This window comes from Brevibacterium sp. LE-L (assembly GCF_050214925.1).
In the GTDB taxonomy this organism is placed as follows: Bacteria; Actinomycetota; Actinomycetes; order Actinomycetales; family Brevibacteriaceae; genus Brevibacterium.
In genome coordinates this window covers 2,477,464-2,502,219 of the sequence record NZ_CP189759.1, presented here as the reverse complement: position 1 = coordinate 2,502,219, position 24,756 = coordinate 2,477,464, and the positions used below count along the sequence as shown (strand labels likewise).

Below are 24,756 nucleotides of genomic sequence, written 5' to 3'. Positions count from 1 at the left end.
ACTTGTGATCTCCCTGACGGAAATGCGTGCTTAGATGCCCTTTGACTGCGCTTGCGGCGCGCGGGCGCGGACATCATTTGCACCTTGACCACTGTTGACGGAACAATACAGGCATGAGCAACTCCGCTTCTGAAAGGACATCCTCCACTTCGACCCTCGCGAACGAGCTGGGACACAACCTCGGCTTCAGCAAGGGCGACTATGTGCAAGAGATCGGCTATGACGACGATGTCGACCAGGCACTCTGCGAGGCGATCGAAAGCATCATCGGAGACAAGATCGCCGACGGCGAAGAGGACGATGTCTATGACGTGATCCTCATGTGGTGGCGATCGGACGACGATGATCTCATCGACGGCCTCGTCGACGCCCAGGCCACGTTGAAGGAGGGCGGAGTCGTGTGGCTGCTCAGCCCGAAGGCGAACCGCCCCGGCCACATCAGCCCAGCCGACATCTCCGAGGCGGCTCCGACCGCCGGGATGCACGTGACGTCGACGGTCAGTGCCGCCGATGATTGGGCCGGTTTCCGACTCGTAGGCAAAAAGAACTTCTCATGATCCTCAGGCCCGGTGACCGGGCCCCGGATCTCGCCCTTCCCGATCAGTTCGGATCGGTCTTCACCCTCACCGAGGCGGCCCGACCTCGCGTGGTCGTGCTCGTTTTCGTCCCGTTTGCGTTCTCACCGATCTGCGGTGACGAACTCGCCGCACTCGATGTGTGGCAGAAGCGGATGCGCGAGCGCGGGCGGGCTGTCGAGGTGGTCGTGGTGTCCGTGGACTCGAAGTACACCCTGGCCGCCTGGGCCCGGCACGCCGACACCGATATCGTGCTGCTGTCGGACTTCTGGCCGCACGGTGAGTCGGCCCGTGCCTTCGGCGTCTTCGACCCGATCCACGGCGTCGCCGAGCGCGGGGTCTTCGTGATCGCCCCGACAGGTACGATCGTCAGTGGCAGGCAGGTCGCTCGCACCGAGACCCGCGACTTCGGCGCGGATTTCGCTGCGGCCGTCTCCTGCCTGTGAAATTCGAGCCACATTCCGCGGGCGGGTCCACGCTCCGCGGGGACTGCAAGGAGGACTCCACATGGCCACGCTGTTCACGAAGATCATCAATGGCGAGATTCCCGGCACCTTCGTCCATGAGGACGAGAAGTGCGTCGCCTTCCTCGACGTTGCTCCGATGACAGAAGGTCATCTCATGGTGGTCCCGCGTGAGGAGATCTCGCACTGGATCGATGCTGACCAGGAGCTGATGAACCATCTCATGACCGTGGCGAAGAGGCTCGGTGAAGCGCAGAAGAGGGCCCTCGACTGCGAGCGCATCGGTCTGCTCATCGTCGGTTATGAAGTGCCCCACCTGCACATCCACGTTCTGCCGACGAACTCGATGGACGACTTCGACATCTCCGATCGAGCTCCGATGCAGACCCCGGAGCAGTTGGAGGTGCCTGCAGAGAAGATCCGTCAGGCACTCTCCGAACTGCCCTGAACCAGATGAGGTCCGTCGCGGGCCGTCTCAGATCCGATGGGCCTCGAGCCAGCGGTCGAGTGAGTCCCTGACCAACTCGGCGCCTGCGGTCCCGCCGTAGTTCGCACCGAGTCGTGGGTCGTCGACGTACATTCGGCCGAGGCCGCGCACGTAGCCGGCGAGATCCCCTGCGGGATCATGGGCCGGGGTGCCCGGAATCGCCTTCAGCCATTCGATATGACGGCGGGCGAGTTCCTGGCAGCGGTCCGATTCGGGCCGCGCCCCCGCCTCTGCGGCGGCGATCCAATCCTGGGAGAGCACGGCGACCCGCGATTTCCACACCTGTTTGTCCGTGTGACTCTTCCGGGACCACCATTCATCGGAGCGTCGGTACGCGTCGGCGCCCCAACGCTCGGTCACCTCTTCTTCGTATTGCCGATGGTCGAAGCCATCGAACATCTCTTCCGCCATGAGCGGTTCACCTGCTTTCAAATGCGTGATCGTCGCGGTGACGGATGCGATCTGCCGGTCGATGCGATCCCGCTCGCGTCCGAGCGAGAGCACATGGCGTGTCAGCGCCTCGACCGGGTCCTCGGTGCGGTCGAGCACCTCGGCGATCGTCGTCAACGACAGCCCCAGTTCTTTGAGCAGCAGGATGCGTTGGAGGCGCACCAGAGCCGCTTCGTCGTAGCAGCGGTAGCCGTTGGCGGCGATGTACGTCGGCGGCAGCAGACCGATCGCGTCGTAATGACGCAGAGTCCTGCTCGTCGTTCCCGTCAGCCGTGCTGTTTCCTGAATGGACCAGTCCATGCCTGACAGCCTAGAAGTTGACGCGACGTCAAGGTCAAGCCAGAACTGAGACGACTGTGCCCGCCCCGGGATCGTCCGGGGCGGGCACGAGGGGCGCCGGTGCTCCGGTGGGCCTCAGGCGGCACTCCGGATCGCATCGAGTGCGGTGAACAGGTCGCGTGCGAGGTCATCGACATGTTCGAGCCCGACCGACAGCCGTACCAGTCCGTCGCCGGGCTTCGCGGTGGCCGCGACGGGGCGGTGCGTCAGTGAGGCCGGGTGCTGGATGAGTGTGTCGGCACCGCCGAGTGAGACGGCATGGACGATGAGGTCGCAGTGTTCGACCAGGGTTCGGGCGGCCTCGAAGCCCCCAGCGAGTTCGAGTGCGATCATCGCGCCGCCGCCGTCCATCTGCCGGCCGACGAGTCCGCGCGGGTCGCCCCCGGATAGGCCGGGATAGTGGACGCGGGCGATTTCCGGACGCGACTGCAGGCGGCGGGCGAGCTCTCCGGCCGTGTCCTGGGCCGCATGCATCCGCACCGACAGCGTGCGCAGTCCGCGATGGAGGAGATAGGCACCCATCGGATGCAGCAGGGCGCCGGTGATCGCGCGGACCTGGCGCAGCCGGGTGGCCCATTCGGAGTTCGCGGCGATGATTCCGCCCATCGCATCACCGTGGCCGCCGAGGTACTTCGTGGCGCTGTGGAGCACGAGGGCGGCACCGTGGTCGACGGGCCTCTGCAGCACCGGGGTGCAGAAGGTGTTGTCGACGAGGACGGGTACCCCACCGGCTGCTGTCACGACGGCCCCGATGTCGACGAGGTCGAGGCTCGGGTTGGCCGGGGTCTCGACGATGACGAGCCCGGTGTCCTCACGGATGGCCTCGGCGATTCCGTCTTCCTCGGCCCAGGTCACCGATGTTCCGAGCAGGCCGGATTCGAGGATGTGGTCGCTGCCGCCGTAGAGCGGGCGGACGGCCACGATGTGAGGGGTGCCGGCCTGGACCGCGGCGAGGAGGGCCGCGGTGAGTGCGGCCATGCCTGTGGCGAAGGCAACGGCCTCCTCGGTGTTCTCCAGGTCTGCCAGTGCTGTTTCGAAGCGTGCCACGCCGGGCTGCCACAGCCGCTGGTACACGGCCGAGTCGCCGGCGCCCGGCCGGTGCCCTGACGCGAGGTTCTCATATGAGTCCCCTCCGGTCCGGACGTCATTGACCGGGTTGGTGGTGGACAGGTCGATGGCAGGAACATGGACGCCGGCCTCCGCCAGACCCTCCATTCCGCCATGGACCATTCGGGTCTCCGGATGCATTGAGGTCATACTCGCATTCAATATGGTTCTCCTATTGCGCGCAAGGAATTCTCAAGAGACTTCGATGATCGGCGTCAGTGATGGAAATCCTGCGAGAATCTCTGGAAGAATGTGACTCATGTCGCAGAATGTCTCACTCGATGTCACCGACCACCGCCTCCTGCGGGCGCTCAACGTCGATGCGCGCGCCTCGGGCGCCGCCTTGGCCGCGGAAGTCGGCATCTCCGAGTCGACGGTGTCTCTGCGACTCAAGCGCCTCAAGTCCCTCGGCGTGATCCGCGGCTTCCGGCTCGATGTCGATCCCGGTGCCCTCGGTGTCAGCCTGCACGCTCTCGTCTCGATCCGACTGGCCAAGCACGACCGGGCCGATATCGACGCCTTCACGGCCGCAGCGCTGAAGTTCCCCGGGGTGGTGCGGATGTACCACATGGCTGGGGCGGATGACTATCTGCTGCACATCGTCGCCGCCGACACCGAGGCGGTGCAGTCGTTCGTCCTCGACTACCTCACCCGGTATCCAGCGGTAGCGCATACACGCACGAACCTCATCTATCGGGTCGAGGAGGGCTCGGCGTGGATGCCTGAGGACATCTGAGTCGCGTCATGTCGGCATCGGCGATGCCCACGAGGGGAGGCTCAGGGCCGGGCGGAGATCGTCAGGCCCTGCTTGCGCTGGTGGACGGAGAAGTACTTGAGCCCGTTCTCGGCGTCGGCGGTGAACCGGCGACGTGAGAGGCGCGGCAGCCATACGATCTGGCCAGGTGACAGGTCGATCGTGCCGGTTTCGGTCTCGAGCGTTCCGGCGCCGTCGAGAATATGGATGAGGACGTCGAGGTTCGGTCCGGTGTGCTCGCGGATCTCTCCGCCCGGGGCGAGGGCGATGACATTCGCGTCGAGATCACGCTGCTGAGTCGGCAGCTGCCAGACCGAACCGGACTCTGCCTCGGTGCCGGCCACCTCGGCGACGTCGAGGACGACCCGCGGAGTCGGAGTCGCCGCCTGCTTGACGATGCGCACCCGCACGGCGTCCTCGCTGCTCTCCAGCGGCTCCCATCCGACGGCATCGGCGAACTCGCGGACCATCTCTACGCGCAGGCCCTCGGGGACGTGATCATTGACGAGGATCAGCCCAGCACCGACGTCGAGCTTCTCGTAGGCGTCGATGATGAGTGGGTGGCGTTCGGGCTTGGGGATGGTGCGAACGTCGATGACGGCTTCTTCGGACACGAAAGCTCCTCTGGTTTGTTCTGAATATCTCTTGGATAAACTATCATCATGGACACTCGACTGGGACCACGCGGCGATTCCCTCGGCCGGCCGGATTCGACGGCTGCGCGAGGGGGTCGGCGCGCCGAAATCCTTCGACAGCTGCGAGGACGATCCAGTGCCACAGCGGTCGAACTCGCCGAGAGTCTCGGAGTTCACCCGAACACGGTCCGCTTTCACCTCGGAGTCCTCGAACGCGACGGTGACGTCGTTCGTCACACGCGGCCCGCTCATGGGCCCGGACGGCCCGAGGTCCGATACTTCCTCACGCCGGCCACGGACTCCGGGCCGCACCGAGCCGATCTGCTCGCTCGTATCCTTCTTTCGCGCGTCGCGTCCGCGCCCGATCCCGCGGGCGAGGCCGAGGAGGCGGGGTATCAGTGGGGGAGCGGTGCAGCCGCAGGCGCGGGCAGTCGGGCCGACTCCGCCGTCGACGGACTCATCGACACGCTGGATGCGGCCGGGTTCGCGCCGGCCCGCCTCGACGGGAATCAGATCGACCTCCACAACTGTCCGCTGCGCGAGTTCCTCGGCACGCACGGGAGCCTGGTGTGTGCGATCCACCGCGGAATGATGACCGGCTTCCTCGAAGCCGCACAGTCATCGAATGCCGTCGAATCGCTCGAGCCCTTCGCCACCCCGACCAGCTGCCGCGCCCGTCTGCGCAGACGCTGATCTGGACCCTGGACCACGAGCACCACTCACCAATGTGAAAGGAACCGCACCACCATGACCGAGAAGCTCACGTCCGAGAATCTTGCCGAACTCAGCCGCGAACTGCTCAGCAGAGCTCGCCGCGCCGGCAGCGGTCGAGCAGCCAAAGGAATATTCACCGGCACCTATCTGCGGCAGGTGCTGCTCGCCCTCGCTGCCGGCTCCGAACTCGCCGAGCACGATTCCCCGCCCGAAGCGACATTGCAGGTTCTCGAGGGTTCTGTGCGTCTGACGACGACGGACGAGTCATGGGAGTTGTCGACCGGAGATCACATCGCCATCCCAGCCGAGAGGCACGCGGTCACCGCGCTCGAGGACGCCGCCTTCATTCTCACCATCAGAATGGACATCAGCTGAAGTGAGGATGTGACTCAAGGATTCCGATCGTGAGCTGCTCCAGTGGCTGTCGACGAGTCCTCAGCCCGCAGACGGGCGCGACACTGTCGATTCCTCCAGGGGGTGCGAAATTCGGCTTGGTCTATGCCGGTTATTGTCTCGGTGCCAATCCGAAGCCCCGTAGGATGAACATGAGACGTTGAGGGCTCGGGGGGCGCCGGGGGAGTGGATCGACGTGCGCCGATGGTGTCTGGGTAAGTGTTTGTGCTGGTGGGCCTCCGTAGGGAGTTTGAGAACATCGGCCAGGCCTTGAAGACCGTAGCTTCTCGCTGGTCACAGGGTGCTTACCGGAAGTCTAAGCGACTGGTCGAGCCGCCGGTGGTGGACTCTCGGGGTCGGTTGGTACGTGCCATTGGGATGGCTCAAACCTTTCTCAAGGAGGAGCAGGTTGACGAGCTGGTGGTGCTGTATCGGCGGGGTTGGACGCTGGCGTCGTTGGCAGACCGCTTCGGGATTCATAAGCGGACGGCCGCCGCACATCTGGTTCGTAGGTCGGTTCCGATCCGAGGAAAGGGGCTGTCTGAGGATGATCTGCCTGAGGCTGCACGGCTCTACGCTGGGGGCGCGACGCTGATCGAGGTCGGGTCGCGGTTCGGGGTGAGTCAGCAGACGATCCGTCGGGCGCTAGCCGCGGCGGGTGTACAGATTCGGCCAAGTGGACGGCGTCGCGACGTGTCAGCCTGAGCGTGGGGCAGGAAAGGTGGGAGCTGTCAAGGGACATCGGGATCTCCCTGTGGGCGGACGTTTGATCTCCCTGTTCGCGGACAGTTCATCTCCCTGTCGGCGGTCAGTTGATCTCCCTGCGGGGTTAGGTCAGGGGGACGACGCCGCGTCCGGCGGTGGCCTCGGCCAGTCGCATCGAGGTGCCCTCGGTGGTGAGGACGTGGGCGTGGTGGAGGAGCCGGTCGACGGTCGCGGTGGCGAGGGTCTTGGGCATGAAGGTGTCGAACCCGGCGGGGTGGAGGTTGCTGGTCACGGCCAGGCTCCGCCGTTCGTAGGTAGCGTCGACGAGGCGGTAGAACGCTTCGGCGGCGGCCTGCCCTGCCGGGAGCATGCCGATGTCGTCAACGACGATCAGGTCGGCGCGGGTGATCCGGGCGATGACCTTGTTGATCGACCCATCGACGCTGGCCCGTCCGATCGCGGTGGTCAGCGATTCCAGGGTGAACCAGGCAACGCGCATGTCGGCGTCGATCACCTGGTGGGCGATCGCCTCGACGAAGTGGGTCTTCCCGGTGCCGGAGGGCCCGCTGATGGCGAGGTTCTCAGCGCGGTGGATCCATTCCAGGGTCGCCAGCGCCGACTGGGTCGGGGCGGGGATGGAGGAGGCGGTCTCCTGCCAGGTCTCGAAGGTCTTCCCGGCTGGCAGGCCGGCGCTCTTGCGGCGCATCGCCTTGGTGGCCGCGTCCCGCCCCCGGACCTCTTCAGCCAGAAGGACGCGGAGGACCTCGGTGGGGTCCCATCGCTGCGCTTTCGCGGTGGCCAGCACGTCCGGGGCGGCAGCACGGAGGTAGGGCATGCGCATGCGCTTCAGGACCGTGGTCAGGTCCTCGGGCAGCGGCGGGGCAGTCATCGTCGTGGTGACGGTCATCGGGTGGTCTCCATGCTCGTGGTGGTGGTGAATCCGGCCCAGCTGGTGGTGCCGGGCTGGGCGGAGTGGGTCTCATCAGCGATGACCAGGTCTGCGACCGCGGCACCGCTTAAGTGGTGGTCGACGATGGTGGCCAGGTCACCCTCGGCGAAGCGTCCGGCGGTCGCGGCGATCCCGAGTCCGGCATCAACCTGATCGGTGCCGACCAGGGCGGCCAGCTCGAGCGCGGCGGTCATCTTCGCCCGGATCCGCACTGTCCCGGCGGCGGAAGCCTCGATCAGCCAGGCCCTCGCCCCATCTCCCAGGGCGAGGAAGTCCCGCTCGGCGCTGGTGCGGGCCCGGGGCCGTGGAACGCGGGGAGCGCCGGTCGGATCTTGGGGATGGTCGGGATAGTGGGCCAGGTCGATCCGGGGAGTGCCCGGGGTGGAGAGGCGATGGCGGGCGACCTCGACCAGCCCGCGTCGGTCCCCGGCCCAGGCCGGGAGGGTGGGTAGGGCGTCGAGGTCGGCGATGATCACCAGCTCCATCCCCGCGGCGCGGACCCAGACCTCGGCCCCGACCAGGCCCGGCGGCGTGGAGTAGCGCACCGATCCGAACCGCACCGTCTGATCGGTGCCCACCGACCGGGTCTGGCCCAGCGCCATCGTGTGAGGAGCCGCCGGCAGCACGTGCAGGCGGGCACGTTCCTCGGCCAGGGCCTCGGCCGGGATCCGTGCGGACTCTCGATGCCTGCGGGCGTTGACCTTGTGGGTGAACGTCTCGCAGGCGGTCTCGAGCTCGGCGAACGAGGCGTAGTCGGCGCGGAGGTTCGCGTCGGTGGGCACCAGATCCGCCTTCGCGATCTTCACCGTCGCCTCGGTCCCGCCCTTGGACTCCGGATCGAAAGGGACGCAGGTATGGACCTGCATGCCGTAGTGCCGGCCGACCTCGACGATCTGCGGATGCCGCACCGGGACCCCGGCCACGTGATCGATGCTGACGGTCCTCGGGTTGTCGGTCAGGACATAGGTCGGGACCCCGCCCAGGCGGTGCAGCGTCGCATCCAGGCACGTGATCAGCGTGGGCAGGGTCTGGTCCCAGACCGGGATCACCACCCGGAACCTCGAGAAGGCCAGCCACGCGCAGAACAGCCACGTCCGCCGCGGCGTCCCGTCCGGGCCGGGCACCTTCGGACCCTCACCCCAGTCGAACTGCAGCCACAGCCCCGGCTCGGTGATCCACGGCCGGTAAGTGCGCCGGTGCCCGGCCCGCCACGCCGCCTTGGCTCGTGCGACCGCCCGCCGAGTAGTTCGCTCCGTCCCCGTGAACCCCTGCGCGACCAGCCGTTCATGGACCACGTCCGCGCGGACCTTGCCGCTACTGCGCTCGACCCACTCCTCGATCTTCGGCAAGAACCCATCCAGCATCCGCGGCCGCCGGCCCGGCCCCATCACCGGCGCCCCCGCATCCCGGGCAGCGACGTAACGCCGCACCGTCTTCGCATCCACCCCCGCCAGCCCCGCCGCCGAATGCGCGGACCCCGTGGCGTCGAACGCCTCCAGAATTTCCATGATCTCCCTGTCAGACTTCTTCATGCGTCCCTCCGGTGGGTACCTGCTCGTGGTGGTAGAAGACCTCGAGCAAACCCCGGAGGGACGCGCATTTCGGGACCGACACGGCCCGATCCCAGGACCACAGACAGGGAGATCAACTGTCCGTCAGCAGGGAAATCCGTGTCCGCCTACAGGGAGATTGGCATGTCCGCTAGCAGGGAGCCTGTCCTCGCGGGAAGGCTCCTAGCAGCTGAACGACCAATCACGAGTGATCGGTTGGTGAGGCGTCGCCGGCGTCCGCCGCATGGGCCGCGCATTCTGATGGCCTGCTTGCTGGATTGGCCGGTCGCCGCTCCGACTGTGCACATATCACCGCAGCGCGCATCATGATGCGCTCTCCGACGGCCGTTGCTGCTTCATCGCACTGGGCGTCGGCCGGTTCCCACGCACGATCGCGATGACCGTACTGTTCGTCACCTTACCGCTGGCGTCGCGTCGGTGCGCCACCCAAATCGAGTCTTGAAGGTGCGGCGTTCCGCCCGAGTGATCGGTGAGATCCAGTACAAGCAACTGACCTAGCGGTTCGTTCGTCGACTGATACTCAGCAGCCTGAGCTAGGTACGCAGACTCGATGCTCTGCCTTTCTGCGGTCCTGAGTTCGCGCTTTACCTCCGTGACGTATCGGCGCGCTCCATCGAATGTGGTGACGACATCCGCACGTCCGCCAGCGATGTTCGCGTGCTCTTTTCCGACACGGCCGGCCAAGTCAGACGCACTGAGGAACTCGTGGAAGTGGTTCTGAATGTCGACTTCAAGCGGGGCCGCACCGTTGGGCGAGATAGGCGCTGTGTAGGTTTGTGCATTGTCTCCCACATGCACCAGAAACCGAACTGTATTGACGAGAAGTAGGGAGAAGTCTGCTTTCGCCATGCCAGAAAAGGCTTCGTTCTCGCCGAGCTCAGCTACGAGACCAGCGCACAGGCGTTCGATGATTTCGTTCTTGGGCCGATCGCCGGCGAAACTTCCGACGAACGTCTGACGTGCAGCTTCTTCGAGTCGTGCTCGACGGGGCGCTGAGAGGTCATGGAGCACAGAGGATACCGGACCTAGCAAGGCATTGAGGTATGGCTCGTTAGGAGATGACTCCTCAGGTGCGTCGCTCGACTCGCGCGGTGTCGCCCGGCCACGATGTACGAGGTCCAGGAGTTCGTAGATCTCCGTCGCAATCTCAGATTCGTCCCGCCGCTTGTCGATGGCGACTACGCGCTCCAGCTGGTGCGTCATCGCCTGACGCTGAGCGATCTCATTTGCCAGCCTTGGCCTAATGAGGGTGGTCACGGTCTGGAGATTGGTGAACTGCCGGTCCGCTTCATAGACCTTCATGATCGCGTCAACCGCGACCCAGGTGTCAAGGAACGCGTCTTCCTCGATCTCGGCAGCTGCAACCTCCAACTGCCATGCCAGAGAGGTCCAAGCAAGTTCCGCCCCGTGGCGCGCAATCGTGTAGTGCCGACTGTGCATGCCGTAACCGAGAAGCGCCCGTCGATCAGCGATAGATCGAGCTGCATGGGCCGACTCTGAAAGGGCTGCGCGGTCTACTTCCTCGAACGCAAGAAGAGCTGTGCAGGCTTGCGCAAACGCATCAGCGTCGTCGCGCCCCTCGACCATGCGTGACATCGCAGTAAACCTGTCCCGAGCTTCGCGGACCTTGCCGACAAGGTCTTCCTTGCTCGGCTGCATGAGGGCGTCGCGTAGTTGCTCGACAGCACCCTCGTAGGCTGCGTCCTCACTGCCTCGGCCGGCCAGCTCGTCCAAAGTAATGGCAAAGCGCGCACGTTCGGCGGGAGCCGTCCAGATGTCCGCTGCGACGCCGAGCGCCCGTGCCAGAGGGTCATCGAAATCCTCTGGGTAGTCCTGAACTGGCCCGGTGAGCAGCGCTAGCAGGCGGTAGGGTGCCACCGTCGTCTTAGCCACGACCTCAAGTGCTATGTCAAGCCGCAAACCTGCGAGCAGTGGACTTGATGCGATGGTGTCCACTTCAGGAATTAACGCGTCATGAAGCGTGGTGGCTGCCAAATCGAGGGCTCGTTCATCTTCTAGCAATACCTCTGCCGTTTCGCGCAGGGCGAGGTAGCTGCGCTGCTGAGCCATGCCAGTGACAAAGCTCAGCAGAGCCACGGTGTGGTCGTCTGTCCAGGCCCCATCTCGCAACTGCGCACAGAAGGAATACGCGAGCCAAGGGGCGAGAGGTTTGGCAGCCAGCTCAGAGGCCTGGGCACCCACTTCGGCGACAGTCCCCAGCTCTTCTAGGGTTATGGTGCTGGAGTCGTCGGTTGCCTGTGCGAGACGTTCACTGACCGACATCTTCACCTTTCGAGACTCCTGGAATTTGGATGACCAATCTAGAAAAGGGACGTTCTGTTTGGCTTTGGAGTGATCGTGCCAGCCACCCCCGACACCGATCCAGAAAGTGTCTTGTCCGCAGTCGTCACAAGTATCTGTAGGCCGGGTTCTTCAACCGCAGCGGAAACTAGGCCCTGAAGCAAAGTCTGTGCATGATCGTCCTGCACCTCTTCGGCTTTCAGGCTGTCGAGTAAGAGGAGACCCGGGTGCCCGGCGATATCGCGAGCACGCGCCGTCCGCAGCAGCGCGACCACGAGCGCGTATCGCAAGCGAAGTCGTTCGCCTGGGCTCTGCGAGCTGAAGCTGGATCGCGCACCGCCGCCCTTGGTCACGTCCATGGTGCCGTTGCCCTTGATTTTGACATGCTCTAGCTCGCTGATTCCGAAGGAATGAGCAAAGTCTCTGGTGGCGTCGCTGAGTTCGGAGTAGAGCGCTGCGCTGACCTGAGCAATCTCCTCGCGAAGAATCTTGTTTGCGGCGTTGAGCACGGCGACAGATACGGGCGTCTCGACTTCTTCCGGAGCCATCGCTCGGAGTGCTTCCACGACGGCTGTAGCCGCTGCAAACTCGTGTTCCGCCTGGATCCGCTCGGCCGTCTGGTGCACACGCTGCGCTTGGGTTATCCGTTCATCAATCGAGTCCAGGTCTTCCTGCGCGCCGTGGAGCTCGACCCGTGCCTTGTTCATTGCCGCGTCCAACGCCTTCTCAGCCGCGCGAGTCGCCGCAAGTGCTTGGACGGCCTGAGCCTCGCGTTCCGTGTAGTCATCCTCATCGTCCGCGTGGAGCGTTGTGTCGCACACGGCGCATTGGTGTTCATCGTGCTCGCGCGAGCGACGCTCGTCGCCGATCGCGGTCTCGCATCGAGGACAAAACCGGGGGTCCAAGCCGTGGAACAGGACGCTCGCTGCCTTCGATTCACGGAGCCCGTTGAGCGCCTTTTCGTCGGCGACCCGAGCGACCTGGGCTTCGTTGAAGGCCGCAGTAGCCGCCTCTGCCATTTGCCTAGCAGTAGCAGCACGCTCTCCTGCCTGCGTGGCGGAGTCTGCCAACTCTTGCAGGCTCTCGGCAGGAGCTTGGTGACGGAGTGCTTGGAGGCGGGCATCGGCGGTTGTTTGTCGGGTCGTTGCCTCTTGAATCTGCCTAGCAATCGCTGCGTTTGTGTCGCGTCCGCGTCGCTGCTCGGCGTTGAACTCGCTGTCGAGGCGCTGAGCGAGTGCCCGCACACGCATTGCACGTGTCGCCTCGGGCATATCGAGGAAGACCTGCATGAGCCTGACGGGTAGTTGATCGCCGGCGGTGCTGCCGAGCAGGATGGTGTCCGCTCCCGATGGTGGATACAAGACGCCGAAGTACGCAGGCCAGCCGTGGGACTTGATGACTCCCACTTCGTCGTCACTGCGTGCTCGGTTGAAGACCTGCATCTCCTCCAGTCCGAGTTGAGTCATCATGAATGCACCGACTTGTTCGGCCCACTCGGCGTTGCTCTGAGCTCGTGCTAGTTCGGTGGTACTCGCTGCGGGCGAATCATCGCTTGCCGCCAGTTCTGCGATCGTTCCGGCCAGGATGCGGGCATCAGTGATCTGCGAATCTTTCAGGGACAGACGGAGACCGATCGCTTGACCATTGATGTGCATGTCAAGGGAGGCTTCATTAAGCCAGGACAGTACGTCTGCTTGCAGATTCCGTGGCTCGCCGCGAAGGAACAGTGTGAGTACTTCGAGAATGCTGGTCTTACCTCGGAGGTTGTCGGCCGCGATGACGGTGACTCCCAGATCGAAGACGAAGGTCTCATCAAACATTCCGGGTTCGACTTCTCCGGCTTTCTCACCACGTATCCGCAGACGATCGAGCCGCATACTACGATGGCGTCGATTGCTGGTCGTCAGGTTCAGTCCGTAATCATTCAAGACTTGTTCGACAGTTTCTCGGGAACAAGCGGCAGCGGCAGCGATTCGATCAACGAGATTCGTACTTCCAGCACTCACTGCCGTTCCTCACTCTCGATACTCGCCAGCGCATGCTTGAGTCGCTGGCGCGCGCGGTCGGCGATACCAACGATTCGAGTCCCGAGTGCGGCATCTGCGTACTCTGGCTGGAGATATTGGATGTCGCGCAATGCACTGCCTCGCCGACCAGCTGCGAGATCCGCTACCAGTACCGACCGCTCGACGTAGTAGGAGAGATCAGGTGCCGTATCAACGATTGTCTGGGCTGCCGTTCGCCCTGAGGCGGTGAGGTAGTAGTCATGCTGGGTGGTGTGCCCGGCGCTGCCTTGTTTGCGGCGAATGACGAGCCCGGGGGTGCGCAGTACCGACAAGGCCTCATCAAGGGGTTCGTAGGCGCCGAAGAGGTAGCGAAGCATCTGGTGCGAACGAACCTCGGGCTCGTCACTGTCCAGGATGTCACGAGCCAACTCGAGGTCCTCGGCGTTGTCGTCGCGTTCGAATCGCGAGATTAGTTCGTCCGCGAGGTAGTCCGGGTTCCGCAGCCAGAAGTCCAGTTTCTGAAGCAGAACCTGAGAGTGCAGGACAGCGACGGCGTCCGCTGGTGTCTCGGTTGGGCGAGGATCAGGAACTGGCTCAGAGGCTGCATCGATGAGCAACAACAGGCGAACTGCATCTTGGAAGACGCTTGTCGTGCGTCCATCCGCTACCTCCTCAAAGCTCGCCATGACACTAATGATAGTGCGACGGCACCTCTGAGAGAGGTAGGCGTGCGGGCTCGGCTATCGGTTCTCGTGGCCAGAGTGATCGGCCGATCCGGTTCGCACTGCCGTCCGTGGGCTCCGCATCTTCCCGTCCACGTTGCGGCGCCTCTGTCACTTGAGGGCGTCGCGTGCGCGGGGGCGTCGATGCTCTACGGGTCGCTCGCGGTCGTCGAACGCGGGGATCGCGATCTGGGAGGCCGAGTCGACTGGGGTCACGCCGTCGTCGTGATCTGGCCGAGGACGGCGCAGAGGTCCGGGCATCACCGGAACTTGACTGCATGAGCGGCCAACAAGAGGTGGAGCCTGTCTCGTTGCGAGGCGGGCTCCGTGCGGTTCAGCACCGTCGTGCTCCGAGGCGTGTGGGTGGTCGGTGCCTTCGTCGGCGACGAGTTCTGCTTGGAGCAGCTCGAACTTGTACACGAAGGATCGCAGGCAGTCAGCACCGATAGGACCGGTGATGATGCCGCTAGCGGTGTGAATGGTGAGGCCCGCTTGGTCAAGTGCGGTGTAGTTGGCGAGATTTCTCCGGCAGTTGGCGGCCGAGACGGTTCAGGCTGGCGATGGCGACGTGGTTGTTTCGCCGCGGGAGGCAGCGCCGAGCAGGCTCGCCCGTGCGGAGCCTGGTTGGCCCTCCTCACGGTAGGTCGCGGTCGCGCGCAGTCCGCGTTCACGGAGGTAAGCGCGGACTGAGCCGCTCTGACGGTCTGCTTGGTCCCGATTCGCGGTCGTGCTGCGGAGGTAGATGACGGCCTTGGTCATGATGCGCCTCGTGCCATCACGGGAGTCGACTCGAACGTCTGCTCCTGTCCAGTATCGGGCTCGACCTGTCGACGCTCAGCACGGTGTTCGGCGTGCTCGTGAATGCGGACGCGGGCGAGCAGGATCAGGCTGACTGGGCCGATCCAGAGCATCTTCAACGCTGACCACAACGCGATGAGCACAAAGAGGTTGAGCCAGCCGGGGCCGCCGTCGCGGACAATGATGGCCAGCAGGCTGGCGAGGTAGAGGTAGGGGATGGCGAGCAGCATTGCCGGCAGGCCCCATTTGAGCCCGCGTCGAGTGCGGACTTTGTCGAGCACGATGTTGCTGGGCATCCATCGGCGCATGAAGGAGCGGATGTGGATGCCGGCGATCCAGAGGAGACGGAACATGGCGGGCCTCCCAGACACGTGACCATCAGGTGAGGCAGTTCGTGTAGTGAGTGCCCGAAAGGGCTGTCCCGAAGGACCCGCAGAGTTGAGGACCTGCCTCTCCTTCCACGATACGCCGGACCTTCGACAGACGGAACCCCTGTTCCGGGTTCGGGGGTGCACCTTGCCGGTGACCGCTTCGGAGGGAGCAGGATCATGGCGAGGCTCGCGGACCAGGTACGGGATGAGCGGCAGGCTCGGGTTGTGCTGTCGATGATCGCCGAACCCGACGACCCAGTGACGGGGCGGCTGCTGAACCAGGTGAGTGGCGTCGAGACGCTCCGCCTGATCGAGGACGACCAGGCCGCAGTCCCGGGGATGAACCGTGTGGACGCGATCACTTGGCGCGAGCACATGTCGGCAGCGATCCCGCCTGATCTGGCGGAACGGATGGCGCAGCTCCAGGACGGCAGGTTCGGCACACTGATCCCCGCGGACGCGCACTGGCCCGTGGCCCTGAACGAGCTCGGCGACCGGGCCCCGTACGTGCTGTGGACCCGTGGAGCGACCTCGCTGTTAGCAGGTGGGATCGAGGGCCGGGCGACGATCACTGGTGCCAGGGCCACGACGCCGTATGGCACGACGGTCGCCGGGGAGTTGGCAGCGGAGTTGGCGAACCAGGACCGGGTGATCGTCGCCGGCGGTGCGTACGGGATCGAGGGCGCTGCACACCGGGCAACCCTCGCCGCAGGTGGCAGCACGGTGGCTGTGCTCGCAGGCGGGGTGGACCGTCCGTATCCGTCCGGGCACGCCGATCTGCTGGATCGTGTTGGCGACCTCGGCCTGCTAGTCAGCGAGGTCCCCCTCGGGGTAGCGCCGTCGCGGCACCGCTTCCTCGCCCGCGCCCGTCTGCTGGCGGCGTTGTCGGGCACGACCGTGGTTCCTGAGGCGGCGAGCCGGTCGATGTCGCTGCGCGTGGCGACCGAGGCGCACCGCTTGGGCCGTCCGGTCGGTGCGGTGTCTGGCCCGGTGACCAGCGCGGCCAGTACCGGGCCGAACGAGCTCCTCAAACGAGGCATCGCTGACGTGGTCACCAGCGCGCAGGACGTGGCCGAACTGCTTGACCGGCAGGATCACACGCGGGGCACAACTGGTCACACAGAGCTCGGCCAGCATCGCGAACCGCCGTCCACTCGGCCAGAACGATCAGGACCGGCCCTGTAGCCCAGACACTCTCGCCCGTCGCCCGGTCGCTGCGCGCCCGGTCCGGGCCGGCGTTCGGACGTCGTGTCAGCAGCGCTGTCTACGCTTGAGGTATGACCTTCACTGCCCTGCACGGAGCGCTTGGACTGCCTCCCAGTCCGTTGACCGACGATGTTCTCAACTCTGCGGTGGACGCGGGTGTGACGGAGACCGATGACTTGGACTGGAAGTCTGAGCTCCCTCCTGTCAAGAACCTCTCCCAGACTGACGTGCCCAAGGACATCGCGGCGATGGCGAACAGCGGCGGCGGGATGATTGTCTACGGCGTCGAGGAGCAGGCGAAGGCGGCAACTGGTCGGAGCGACACCGGGGAGTTCACTGAGGGTCATGAGCGCGCCTATCGCAGCGTCGCGGTCACGGCAATCTCCCCGCCGGTGTTCGGGCTGGAGGTTTATCGGCTCGGTGCCGAGTGCCGGGCCGTCGCCGTGATCGTCCCGGCGAGCGTCGATGGGCCGCACCTGATCTACAAGAACGACTTCTTCGGCGCTCCCGTCCGCAACGATGCCGATACCGCCTGGATGAAGGAGCGCCAGATCGAGGCCATGTATCGGGCGCGGTTCGATGAGCGTCGTCGAGCTACGGAGGCCGTGGATTCGCTGTATGTCGAAGCCGCCGAGGGCTGCGATGTGGCAGACCGTGCCTGGCTGGTCGCGGTGGCGCACCCGCGCATCCCTGGAGCCTTGACCCGTCTGACCCGTGACGAGGCGCGGGAGGTGTTCAAGGACGCTCGGGCGATCACTCTGTCGTTCTCGAAGAACGTCGGCGTGTATCCCTTGGAGAACGTCGAGCATCTGAACCCTCGACCGGGGTTGCGCCGCTGGGTGGCGCCCAACACTGCGACCGGTGATCGATCAGTCTGGAAGTCGGCGTGGGCCAGCGTCCATCACGACGGGTCCGTCTCTTTGACGGCCGCCGTCGGCGGCCACCGCAAGAGTTCTGACGGGTACTTCGAGGACTGGGAGATCGAAGGGCGCGGCATCGAATGCGCCGTCGCGGATTTCATGGCTCTTATCCAAGCCACGGCCCGGGCATTGCATCACGACGAGTATGACGTGCGGATCGGCATCGAATGGAGCGGCGAACGCCCGCTGACCGTCCTGACCGTCGACGGCACCGGCTACACGTATGACGGAGTCTCTACCCCGCTGAGGACGTTCACGTCCGTGCGTTCGACCGTGACAGCATCTGCCGCTGACGCCGCCTTCCACCGCCAGCTCCACGAGTTGGCAGAAGACTGCGTGAACCAAGGCGGCGTCACATACCTCCACGCGATCCACCCCCTACCGGCGGACGATTAGAGCTGGGGCCCGCGCCTATCCATACCCACCGACAAACGACGAGCGGCATCCTGCTCCGGCGCCGGCCGTGGGTTGAGGCGCCGCAGGGCGGCAGCGGCGCGGGCGTGGTCGATCTTCTGCGACGCGGCCTCCGGCACCGCCCCCACCGCCGTGTCGTCGTTGATGCTGTAGCGGTCGCGGTAAGCGGCCACGGTGCGGGCATCGCGCCGCCACCTGGCAGCCCCACGCTCATCCGCCGACGGCGTGCCGAGCCCGGTCATCCAGGGTTCGGCGTCGTGGAGGGCGGTGTCAAGGATCGCGTCGGCCCGGGCCTCGATCAGCTCCTGCCGCTCGGTGAGGGCTTGGCGCATCTCGCCGCTCATGGCGCCGGCGGCGTGCGGGATGAGCCCGACGATCAGCCGCGGGGCCTTCCGGCTGCGTCCGGACCCGGCCGGCTGGACTGTGGCGCGGGCGAGCCGGTAGTGCATGACCTTGGCGATGTCGTCGGCGTCTTCGAACCCGCGCGCCGCGACCAGGCGCGGGAACAGGGCATCGAGGTCGTGGTGGTTGGCCTCGGCCCGCCGTAGCTCTGCGGTGAGCGCCCCGAACGCCTCCGACCCGAGCGCGGCCTCAGCCTGGTCTGCGGTGAAGCCGGAGCTGCGGATGAGGGTGGCCCAGCGGTCGTGCTGGGCGGCTGCGGCGATGGTCTCGTACTCCGCGGCGAGCTGCGCGATCGACCCCCACTGCTCCTGCTCAGCTGTGATGGTCCCGTGGGCGGAGACCTCGGCGCCGGAATGCTGCAACACTCCGAACAACACTGAGCGGCCGGTGGCTTCCTCGTTGTCCGAGGGGTGCGGGGTCTGGTGGGTTGGGTCGGGGCGGTCGAGGATCACGTAGGCACGGTTCGAGGTTCTGCCGCGGGTCATGCCGACGTAGAAGTTCTCCCGCGTGGACGTCGGCTCGACGAGGACGTGGGTGGTATCGACGGTGATGCCCTGCGCGCGGTGTGCGGTGACGGCGTAGCCGAGGTACTGCAAACGCACTCACCTGTGTTCGTGCGCGTGTGCGCACGTTCCAGTCTACCGACTACATGGGACGCGCGAGTCACAGGCCGAGGGGCGCGACCAACGGCGAGGCGGGGTACTCCGTTCGATGTAGCACCGGGTCTATCGACGTGGCGGCCATCTGGTCTGAGGCATCGTCACCGGGGTTCCGAGGCTTTGTTGTAGCTCGCCCATCCCGTCGAAGCGGATCGTGAAGGTCTCACCAGGGTCGAGCCATTCGTCTCGGTCGAGTCCGCAGCAGCCTGGGATGGTGCCCATTCCGATGACTGTTCCGGCAGGTAGCGATCGTCGTTGCAGGATGTGCGCGAGGAGCTCTTCGGGGTGGCTGGTGTAGTCGCTTGTGGAACCGCGCCAGGTGGGGCGGGTACCGAAGTACACCCGGACGTCGACGGCAAGCGGGTCTGGCAGCTCATCGGGAGTGACGAGGTAGGGGCCGATGCCGTTGCCGGTGTCGAGGTCTTTGCTGCTGGCTGGCCCGGTGAAGAGCATCTCTGCCAGTTGGACGTCTCGTGCGCTGGCGTCGTTGTAGATGATGTACCCGGCAGGCACTGCCCGGTCGGTGTGTCGTTGCGGCTCTGGGCCGGTGACTAGGGCGAGTTCAGGTTCGATGTCGAGGTAGGCGGTGAAGTCCGGCCAGGTAATCTCGTCGCCGGGGCCGCTGACCGAGTGATGGTTGCCTTTGTAGAACCGGATAGTGGCAGACCTGCTGGCGGCTCGCCCGAGTACCCAACCCAAGGGCGTGCCGAGCGGTGCCGGGAGGCTGTGTCGCAGCAGGGTACGGCTTGAGGCACGTAGATGTGTTGGGCTCAGGCCGCAGTCGAGGATCGCTGCCGGTCGGGGCAGAGCAGGAAGTAACTGCACATCGTCCAATTCGACTCCGGTGGTCGTGTGGTCGGCTGCGATCGCCGAAGCCCGCTCGAAGGTGTCGGGCAGCCCTGCCAGATAGGTTTCGACGGATTCCAGCCCTTGGGTGTCGTGACCGGGTGCAGTTGTGAATTGGATGATCTCGTGGACGCGCATCACGCCGAACAGCGGCGGCGTGGTCGGGTCAGCGTCGTGTGGCCTGTAGGTGACGAGTTTCATAGGTTATCTCCTTCGGTTGCGGACGGTGCGAGCAACGAGAACTCCGGCGGTGCCGAAGGCAAACACCCACTTGGTCCGAGTCAGCAGAGTCGATATCCGCGCTACACGCCTGGTGATGCGATTCGGGTGGCGGATGAACCTGGCATGGAGTGCGTTCTCGGCCAGATCGCATCCGGCAGAGAGCACCGGCGCGGCCACCACGCCCATGCGTACCCACCGTGGCGTGTCGGGCCTGTGCCCGGCGACACCTGCTGCGGCAAGGGCAGAGGCGTACACCAGAGGATGCAGGGTGTCAGGAAGCAGGTGCCTGCGGTACCGATCACATTGCTCGGGCGACCAAGCGCCCATGATGCGCCTGAGTTCGTCTGGGTCTCTGGTGGTCTGCACGCGCAAGGCGTCCGCACCGACCGGGCGCAACAGTACCGCGATGTAGGCCTGGGAGACCGCGTAGACGCCGAACAGCACGGCGGCCGCTTTGCCGGCTCGTTTGGATGAGAGCACGTCACCTTCCTCTATTAGACGGAATGTCAATAACAGTCAGGCTACACTACTGACATGACATCTAATAGCGGTGGTCGAGCGGGGCGTACTTCGCATCGTCGTCGGCTGTCGACGGATCAGCGGCGACAAGAGTTGATCGACACGGCAGTTGAACTCTTGGGGAACGAGCCTGTGGATGCCTTCTCGATGGACGAAGTTGCCAAGCGGTCTGGCGCTTCACGCCCGCTGCTGTACCACTACTTCTCCTCGAAGCAGGAACTCATCCGAGCCGTCGTCGCCCACGAATCGGCTACCCTCGCCGGTTCCATCGACTCGGCGAAGCTGCCGGAGGCTCTTGATGCGTATCTCGATTACGTGGAGTCGCACCCGCATGGCTACCGCCTCCTCCACGGTGGCCCGCTCCAGGCCGACCGCGAGGTGAAGACCACCGTAGAGCAGACGCGCACCCTGATTGAGAATGAGGTGATCTCCCACCTCGGTATCGAGAAACCCACCGAATTGACCCGGCTGGCCGTTCGAGGCTGGACGGGCTACGTCATCGCCGTATGCATGGAATGGGCGGGCAGCGACTCGACCCGCCGAGATGAGATCCATGACCTCCTCATCCAAGCGCTACCGACACCGACGAACGCATCGAGCATCAAGTCACAAACCGCAGCGGCGACTCCCAACAGGAGCGAGTAGAGTCGAACAGAATGAACAGACCTATCAAAACGGTCGTACTTTTGGTGGCCTATAGACGTCGCGTCGGCCCCTGGCGGCCAGTCTCGTGACGGTGTGGGTCGTGCTGGAACGGGTCATGGAGTTGTCGTTCCCGCTGAGCCGCACGTTCCCGTGCCTGCTCTTGCGCGGCGTGCTTAGTCTCGATCAGACGTGCGGCGTCGTTGATGGGGAGGGCGCGGAGTTCATCGGCCTCTGAGCGTAGGAGCGCGGCCTGGTTCTTGGCGTCGTGCGCTTGACGCTCGGGGTTCGCGATGCAGCGCATCCCGTATCGGGCGGCCTGGGCGTGCTCGGCCCCGTACTCGCTGACGAGCAACGCTGTTCGTTCCTGCTGGTGTCGCTTCCGCATCGTTTCGCGGTCGGCGGTGGCGGCTTCGACAGTCTGGGCGGTCTCGGTTACGCGAGGGTCGGTCTCGGCGCGGTTCGCGGCGACCTGGCCTGCCCATTCCGGGAGACGATCAGGGTTCGCCGGTGTGGTGCCCCACTCGGTGCTGACCTGTCCGCGCAGCGTCTGGGTGCGTTCGGTCGCGGCCTGGTGCTCGGTGCGGGCTTTGCGTCTGCCGAACCTGCCTACGGTGGCGAGGCGGCCACGGGCGGCGGCCTCGTCTGCGACGGCATCGAGATAGGCGGCACCATCAGTCTTCGCCTGCACCGTCAGCGGCCAGGTGACCTCGGCACGTACCTGCTCGGCGGCGTCCTCGGCCATACGAAGCACCCCAGCGCTCTCGTTGTCTTCGGCCCGGTGGGTCGAACTTTGAGCGCCGAATCTGGCGGCGATCTGCTCCCACCGTTCCGCCGCCCGTTCTGCACGCTCGGTCTCGTGGTCGAGGCGGGCGAGTTCGTCGGTGACCAGCCGCACGGGGCCGTCTGCGACGAACCCGCGCACCGCTTCTTGGGCTACGCGGGTGGCGTGGTCGAGGCCCCGGTCGGCCGGGTCGCGTTCCATCGCCTCAATGAACCGCCCCCTGGCGTCGGCCATGTCCTCGGCCACGACGTGGAGCCGGTTGGTCTGGCGGCCTCTGGTCATGCCGACGTAGACGCCCGCCGCGCTCGTCGCCTCCGACAGCACCGTGTGCGAGGCATCGAGGGTTGCACCTTGGACACCGTAGGCGGTCGCGGCGTAGGACAGGTGCGCGTACTCTCCCACATACTCGGCAGGCAGGGCAACGGTGCGGGGGTTCTTGCGCCCGCTGCCGACCTCGCGGGCATAGACGGTGTCGTTGCTTTCGACGTATTGGACGATCCACTGCTGCCGGTTCGCCACTCCCACTTCGCTATCGTTCTTGCGCGTCTGGATCAGGTCACCGGCTCCGATACTCAGGCCGTCGCTGCCGGTGGTCGTGATCGTGTCGTTGACCTCGCCAGCCTCGATCCTCCCGGCGCGGATGCGCTCGTTCAGGGCGGTGGCCTCGTCGTTGGTCGCCACGGTGATCGTCTCACCGTCGCGGGCGTGGGCGGTGATGTGCTCGCGGGCTGTGTCGTCGTCGGGGTGCAGCGTAATGAGATGCATGGCGGCGAGCCGGTCGAACACCTCGCCAGGGTTCTCCCGGTCGCGCATCAACAGCGTCAGCGCTGCGTACTCGGCGTCAGTGAAGCGGTGCAACTCGCTCATGTCGTAGGTGCGGCCCCTGATCTGGGCGGCCATGTCGAGCACCCCGCCGCGACCGACGGCGGGGAGTTGGGCGCGGTCGCCGACCAGCGCGACCGTCGCCCCAGCCTCTTGCGTGATGGTGAGGAGGGCGTGGGCGGTGTCTTGGTCGAGCATCCCGGCCTCGTCCACGATCACCCGTTCACCCTGCGACAGTCGGGCATCTCGCGGTGGGCCGGTGTAGACGCCGCCGGTCATTGGGTCGGTGTCGCCCCGCGTGAGGCGTGTCCAGACGCCATCGTCGTTCCATCGCCACCCGTGCGCATAGACGAGCGCCGCAACGCTGGTGGCGGGTACGCCGAGTTCGTCGTGCGCGACCTGCGCCGCCCGCTTCGTCGGCGCAACCACCCGCGTACTTCTGCCGTGCTCGGCGGCAACCTCAATAGCGGTGCGAAGCATAGTGGTCTTCCCGCTGCCTGCTGCTCCCTCGACGATCACCAGCGGATCAGTCGAAGCCACCGCTGCCGCCGCTACCGTCTGCCCGGCATCAAGTCCGGCGGCTTGTGCCGTCTCGGTGATCTCGTGCTGCACGGGCTCTTGCTCTGGGGTGCTCGCGGTGAGTTGGTCACGTAGCGCGGTCTCAGCGGCGATCACGCCGAGGCTGGTCAGATGCGCGACATGCTCCGGCGTCGCCGTTCCGGGTGGCAGGATCGAGAGGCAATCCGAGACCGCAACCTCGGACGCTTCGCTGATGACCTCCCGCAACTCATCCGGTGTGGCCTGCACTCCTGCCTCGGTGACGATCCGGGTGACTTGCTCCTGCACCGTGTGCGGGGTCCAGGCCGAGGATGCGGCGGTGCAACGATCCAGTGCACGAGAGGCGACCTCCTGCACGGGCAAAGCATCCAGTGCAATCGGCTGTTGCGCGGCACGACGGCCAAGGTTCTCGGGGTCGTATCCGGCATCGCTGAGTTCTTGCTGCCACCACTGCTCGTTCTTCAGGTCGGCGGGCTTCTTACCGGGCCGCTGGTGTGCCCACGCTGTGCCCTGCATCCTTGCGGTCACGACGGGGCCGGGCGTCTCACCGGGATGCGCGGTCTGCCATTCGGCTTCGAGCCGGTCGAGGTTCCGGTTGATCTGGGCTGAGCGCTTCGACATGACCGCATTGAACGGCTCCAACTCGGCCACCTCGCCTGATACGGGGTCGAGGGTCAGACCGTGGCGGCTCAGTGTCTCGGCAAGTTCGGGGTGTGCGGCGATCACTGCCGTGCCCATCGCGCGGATCGCGCCCTGCTGCTTGAACAGCGCCGCCGTGTCCAGTGCTCGCCACTTTCCGGCGGCGAAGATGCGGGTGCCGATCTGCATGTGGATGTGCCGGTGGGGATCACCAGCACGGGAGGTCTTATGGCTGATCCCGACCACCTGCATCTGCTCGATAGGCACCACCTCCCGCGCCTCACGCGGGCCGACCCTTGTCACTGAGTGCTGGCTGAGCCAGCGGCGTATCTCGGATAGCGCGTCCTGCTGGGTGGCATCCAGCGCTGCCGAGACTTCGGGGTGGAGGGCGGCGGCGACCGACAGGCTCTTGGGGCTGTTGATCGTCATCTCACAGAACAACGGCGACCCCTTGGTGCCCTCGGCAGGCTTGCGCGGGGTGCCCATCGACTCGCCCGTGATCGGATCGTGCCAGTCCACCCAGCCCTCGTACTCATCCGGCGACAGCGACCGGGCGGCGGTGACCTCGCCCGTGCCGTCGAGCACGGCGTACTCGGCGATGGCGTTGTCTGCGCCGAGGTAGTACTCATCCGCCCCGGAGCGGTCGGCCTCGACGTACCGACGCGCGGCAGCACCGTTGCCGTGGAACGGGATCACGCCACCTTTCACGCCTGCCACCGCCTCTCTCATGAGTCGTCTCATGAGAGAGGTGCGCACCACGGCCCCGCCGTGGCATCCGTGCA

22 protein-coding genes and 1 pseudogene are annotated in these 24,756 nt (G+C 65.4%); 9 read left to right on the top strand and 14 right to left on the bottom strand.

Annotated elements, in window-relative coordinates; all coding sequences use genetic code 11:
- Positions 1–113 precede the first annotated feature (113 nt).
- The 3 genes from ACQE2J_RS11225 to ACQE2J_RS11215 all read left to right on the top strand — a co-directional run bounded on the left by ACQE2J_RS11225 (position 114) and on the right by ACQE2J_RS11215 (position 1,487).
- Positions 114–557, top strand: a complete 444-nt coding sequence (locus ACQE2J_RS11225) for a DUF3052 domain-containing protein (RefSeq protein WP_135538439.1) — start codon at positions 114–116, stop codon at positions 555–557.
- A complete protein-coding gene (locus ACQE2J_RS11220) occupies positions 554–1,021 on the top strand; it encodes a redoxin domain-containing protein (RefSeq protein WP_135538437.1) in 468 nt (155 codons plus the stop codon). The genes ACQE2J_RS11225 and ACQE2J_RS11220 overlap by 4 nt, the downstream gene beginning before the upstream one ends.
- A gap of 61 nt (positions 1,022–1,082) precedes the next feature.
- Complete coding sequence (locus ACQE2J_RS11215; protein WP_135538435.1) at positions 1,083–1,487, top strand: HIT family protein; 405 nt, start codon at positions 1,083–1,085, stop codon at positions 1,485–1,487.
- Positions 1,488–1,514: 27 nt separating this feature from the next.
- On the opposite strand, the gene ACQE2J_RS11210 is transcribed toward ACQE2J_RS11215, so the two are convergent.
- Both ACQE2J_RS11210 and ACQE2J_RS11205 read right to left on the bottom strand, forming a co-directional pair.
- The gene (locus ACQE2J_RS11210; protein ID WP_425120047.1) at positions 1,515–2,276 is read right to left on the bottom strand and encodes a MerR family transcriptional regulator; all 762 of its coding nucleotides are present in this window, start codon (positions 2,274–2,276) and stop codon (positions 1,515–1,517) included.
- Positions 2,277–2,390: 114 nt separating this feature from the next.
- A complete protein-coding gene (locus ACQE2J_RS11205; protein ID WP_135542404.1) occupies positions 2,391–3,572 on the bottom strand; it encodes a trans-sulfuration enzyme family protein in 1,182 nt (393 codons plus the stop codon).
- 109 nt (positions 3,573–3,681) lie between these two features.
- On the opposite strand from ACQE2J_RS11205, the gene ACQE2J_RS11200 reads away from it, so the two are divergent.
- The gene (locus tag ACQE2J_RS11200) at positions 3,682–4,158 is read left to right on the top strand and encodes an Lrp/AsnC family transcriptional regulator (RefSeq protein ID WP_426936344.1); all 477 of its coding nucleotides are present in this window, start codon (positions 3,682–3,684) and stop codon (positions 4,156–4,158) included.
- A gap of 41 nt (positions 4,159–4,199) precedes the next feature.
- On the opposite strand, the gene ACQE2J_RS11195 is transcribed toward ACQE2J_RS11200, so the two are convergent.
- Positions 4,200–4,790 carry a DUF2249 domain-containing protein gene (locus tag ACQE2J_RS11195; protein WP_135542401.1) on the bottom strand — a complete coding sequence of 197 codons (591 nt, stop codon included), beginning with the start codon at positions 4,788–4,790 and terminating at the stop codon, positions 4,200–4,202.
- Between the two features lie 48 nt (positions 4,791–4,838).
- Here ACQE2J_RS11195 and ACQE2J_RS11190 point away from each other — a divergent pair, with 48 nt between their 5' ends.
- Together ACQE2J_RS11190 and ACQE2J_RS11185 are read left to right on the top strand one after the other, a co-directional pair.
- Positions 4,839–5,504 carry a helix-turn-helix transcriptional regulator gene (locus tag ACQE2J_RS11190; RefSeq protein WP_135542399.1) on the top strand — a complete coding sequence of 222 codons (666 nt, stop codon included), beginning with the start codon at positions 4,839–4,841 and terminating at the stop codon, positions 5,502–5,504.
- Between the two features lie 54 nt (positions 5,505–5,558).
- The gene (locus tag ACQE2J_RS11185; RefSeq protein ID WP_425120048.1) at positions 5,559–5,900 is read left to right on the top strand and encodes a cupin domain-containing protein; all 342 of its coding nucleotides are present in this window, start codon (positions 5,559–5,561) and stop codon (positions 5,898–5,900) included.
- A gap of 847 nt (positions 5,901–6,747) precedes the next feature.
- Here ACQE2J_RS11185 and istB read toward each other — a convergent pair.
- The 7 genes from istB to ACQE2J_RS11150 form a co-directional block, all read right to left on the bottom strand.
- On the bottom strand, positions 6,748–7,530 hold the full coding sequence (gene istB / locus ACQE2J_RS11180) for an IS21-like element helper ATPase IstB (RefSeq protein ID WP_426936343.1): 783 nt from the start codon (positions 7,528–7,530) through the stop codon (positions 6,748–6,750).
- Positions 7,527–9,104: an IS21 family transposase gene (istA, locus tag ACQE2J_RS11175; RefSeq protein ID WP_426936342.1), complete on the bottom strand. Its 1,578-nt coding sequence runs from the start codon at positions 9,102–9,104 to the stop codon at positions 7,527–7,529. Before istA ends, istB begins: the two co-directional genes overlap by 4 nt.
- A gap of 342 nt (positions 9,105–9,446) precedes the next feature.
- A complete protein-coding gene (locus tag ACQE2J_RS11170; RefSeq protein ID WP_127363299.1) occupies positions 9,447–11,426 on the bottom strand; it encodes a hypothetical protein in 1,980 nt (659 codons plus the stop codon).
- Positions 11,427–11,464: 38 nt separating this feature from the next.
- Positions 11,465–13,450, bottom strand: coding sequence for a hypothetical protein (locus tag ACQE2J_RS11165; protein ID WP_426936341.1), 1,986 nt, complete (start codon positions 13,448–13,450; stop codon positions 11,465–11,467).
- Positions 13,447–14,136 carry a hypothetical protein gene (locus ACQE2J_RS11160; RefSeq protein WP_127363297.1) on the bottom strand — a complete coding sequence of 230 codons (690 nt, stop codon included), beginning with the start codon at positions 14,134–14,136 and terminating at the stop codon, positions 13,447–13,449. The genes ACQE2J_RS11165 and ACQE2J_RS11160 overlap by 4 nt, the downstream gene beginning before the upstream one ends.
- A 585-nt stretch (positions 14,137–14,721) precedes the next feature.
- Positions 14,722–14,931 carry a hypothetical protein gene (locus ACQE2J_RS11155; protein WP_127363295.1) on the bottom strand — a complete coding sequence of 70 codons (210 nt, stop codon included), beginning with the start codon at positions 14,929–14,931 and terminating at the stop codon, positions 14,722–14,724.
- Positions 14,928–15,323 (bottom strand): sulfate permease, encoded by a 396-nt coding sequence (locus tag ACQE2J_RS11150; protein ID WP_244223219.1) that lies wholly within the window; start codon positions 15,321–15,323, stop codon positions 14,928–14,930. Before ACQE2J_RS11150 ends, ACQE2J_RS11155 begins: the two co-directional genes overlap by 4 nt.
- A 195-nt stretch (positions 15,324–15,518) precedes the next feature.
- Here ACQE2J_RS11150 and ACQE2J_RS11145 point away from each other — a divergent pair, with 195 nt between their 5' ends.
- Entirely contained in the window at positions 15,519–16,526 is a 1,008-nt protein-coding gene (locus tag ACQE2J_RS11145) for a DNA-processing protein DprA (RefSeq protein WP_426936340.1), read from the top strand.
- 92 nt (positions 16,527–16,618) lie between these two features.
- On the top strand, positions 16,619–17,863 hold the full coding sequence (locus ACQE2J_RS11140; RefSeq protein WP_127363293.1) for an AlbA family DNA-binding domain-containing protein: 1,245 nt from the start codon (positions 16,619–16,621) through the stop codon (positions 17,861–17,863).
- On the opposite strand, the pseudogene ACQE2J_RS11135 reads toward ACQE2J_RS11140, so the two are convergent.
- From ACQE2J_RS11135 to ACQE2J_RS11125, 3 genes and pseudogenes are all read right to left on the bottom strand, one after another.
- Positions 17,860–18,870 (bottom strand): annotated as a pseudogene (locus ACQE2J_RS11135) (C-terminal helicase domain-containing protein); the annotation flags it as partial. The gene ACQE2J_RS11140 and the pseudogene ACQE2J_RS11135 overlap by 4 nt on opposite strands.
- A 138-nt stretch (positions 18,871–19,008) precedes the next feature.
- A complete protein-coding gene (locus tag ACQE2J_RS11130) occupies positions 19,009–19,989 on the bottom strand; it encodes a fumarylacetoacetate hydrolase family protein (protein WP_101593801.1) in 981 nt (326 codons plus the stop codon).
- A gap of 3 nt (positions 19,990–19,992) precedes the next feature.
- A complete protein-coding gene (locus tag ACQE2J_RS11125) occupies positions 19,993–20,490 on the bottom strand; it encodes a hypothetical protein (RefSeq protein WP_147271526.1) in 498 nt (165 codons plus the stop codon).
- 54 nt (positions 20,491–20,544) lie between these two features.
- Between ACQE2J_RS11125 and ACQE2J_RS11120 the strand changes: the two genes are divergently transcribed.
- The gene (locus ACQE2J_RS11120) at positions 20,545–21,174 is read left to right on the top strand and encodes a TetR/AcrR family transcriptional regulator (RefSeq protein ID WP_101593798.1); all 630 of its coding nucleotides are present in this window, start codon (positions 20,545–20,547) and stop codon (positions 21,172–21,174) included.
- A 49-nt stretch (positions 21,175–21,223) separates the two neighbouring features.
- Here the strand turns inward: ACQE2J_RS11120 and mobF are convergent, their stop codons facing one another.
- A complete protein-coding gene (gene mobF / locus ACQE2J_RS11115) occupies positions 21,224–24,703 on the bottom strand; it encodes a MobF family relaxase (protein WP_101596620.1) in 3,480 nt (1,159 codons plus the stop codon).
- Positions 24,704–24,756 lie beyond the last annotated feature (53 nt).

Coding starts and splice junctions, on each gene's coding strand:
- ACQE2J_RS11170 (WP_127363299.1), bottom strand. CDS start 11,426: ATGTCGGTCAGTGAACGTCTCGCACAGGCAACCGACGACTCCAGCACC.
- ACQE2J_RS11160 (WP_127363297.1), bottom strand. CDS start 14,136: ATGGCGAGCTTTGAGGAGGTAGCGGATGGACGCACGACAAGCGTCTTC.
- ACQE2J_RS11130 (WP_101593801.1), bottom strand. CDS start 19,989: ATGAAACTCGTCACCTACAGGCCACACGACGCTGACCCGACCACGCCG.
- ACQE2J_RS11155 (WP_127363295.1), bottom strand. CDS start 14,931: ATGACCAAGGCCGTCATCTACCTCCGCAGCACGACCGCGAATCGGGAC.
- ACQE2J_RS11200 (WP_426936344.1), top strand. CDS start 3,682: ATGTCGCAGAATGTCTCACTCGATGTCACCGACCACCGCCTCCTGCGG.
- ACQE2J_RS11140 (WP_127363293.1), top strand. CDS start 16,619: ATGACCTTCACTGCCCTGCACGGAGCGCTTGGACTGCCTCCCAGTCCG.
- ACQE2J_RS11225 (WP_135538439.1), top strand. CDS start 114: ATGAGCAACTCCGCTTCTGAAAGGACATCCTCCACTTCGACCCTCGCG.
- ACQE2J_RS11215 (WP_135538435.1), top strand. CDS start 1,083: ATGGCCACGCTGTTCACGAAGATCATCAATGGCGAGATTCCCGGCACC.
- mobF (WP_101596620.1), bottom strand. CDS start 24,703: ATGAGAGAGGCGGTGGCAGGCGTGAAAGGTGGCGTGATCCCGTTCCAC.
- istB (WP_426936343.1), bottom strand. CDS start 7,530: ATGACCGTCACCACGACGATGACTGCCCCGCCGCTGCCCGAGGACCTG.
- ACQE2J_RS11120 (WP_101593798.1), top strand. CDS start 20,545: ATGACATCTAATAGCGGTGGTCGAGCGGGGCGTACTTCGCATCGTCGT.
- ACQE2J_RS11205 (WP_135542404.1), bottom strand. CDS start 3,572: ATGACCTCAATGCATCCGGAGACCCGAATGGTCCATGGCGGAATGGAG.
- ACQE2J_RS11210 (WP_425120047.1), bottom strand. CDS start 2,276: ATGGACTGGTCCATTCAGGAAACAGCACGGCTGACGGGAACGACGAGC.
- ACQE2J_RS11220 (WP_135538437.1), top strand. CDS start 554: ATGATCCTCAGGCCCGGTGACCGGGCCCCGGATCTCGCCCTTCCCGAT.
- istA (WP_426936342.1), bottom strand. CDS start 9,104: ATGAAGAAGTCTGACAGGGAGATCATGGAAATTCTGGAGGCGTTCGAC.
- ACQE2J_RS11150 (WP_244223219.1), bottom strand. CDS start 15,323: ATGTTCCGTCTCCTCTGGATCGCCGGCATCCACATCCGCTCCTTCATG.
- ACQE2J_RS11190 (WP_135542399.1), top strand. CDS start 4,839: ATGGACACTCGACTGGGACCACGCGGCGATTCCCTCGGCCGGCCGGAT.
- ACQE2J_RS11145 (WP_426936340.1), top strand. CDS start 15,519: ATGGCGAGGCTCGCGGACCAGGTACGGGATGAGCGGCAGGCTCGGGTT.
- ACQE2J_RS11185 (WP_425120048.1), top strand. CDS start 5,559: ATGACCGAGAAGCTCACGTCCGAGAATCTTGCCGAACTCAGCCGCGAA.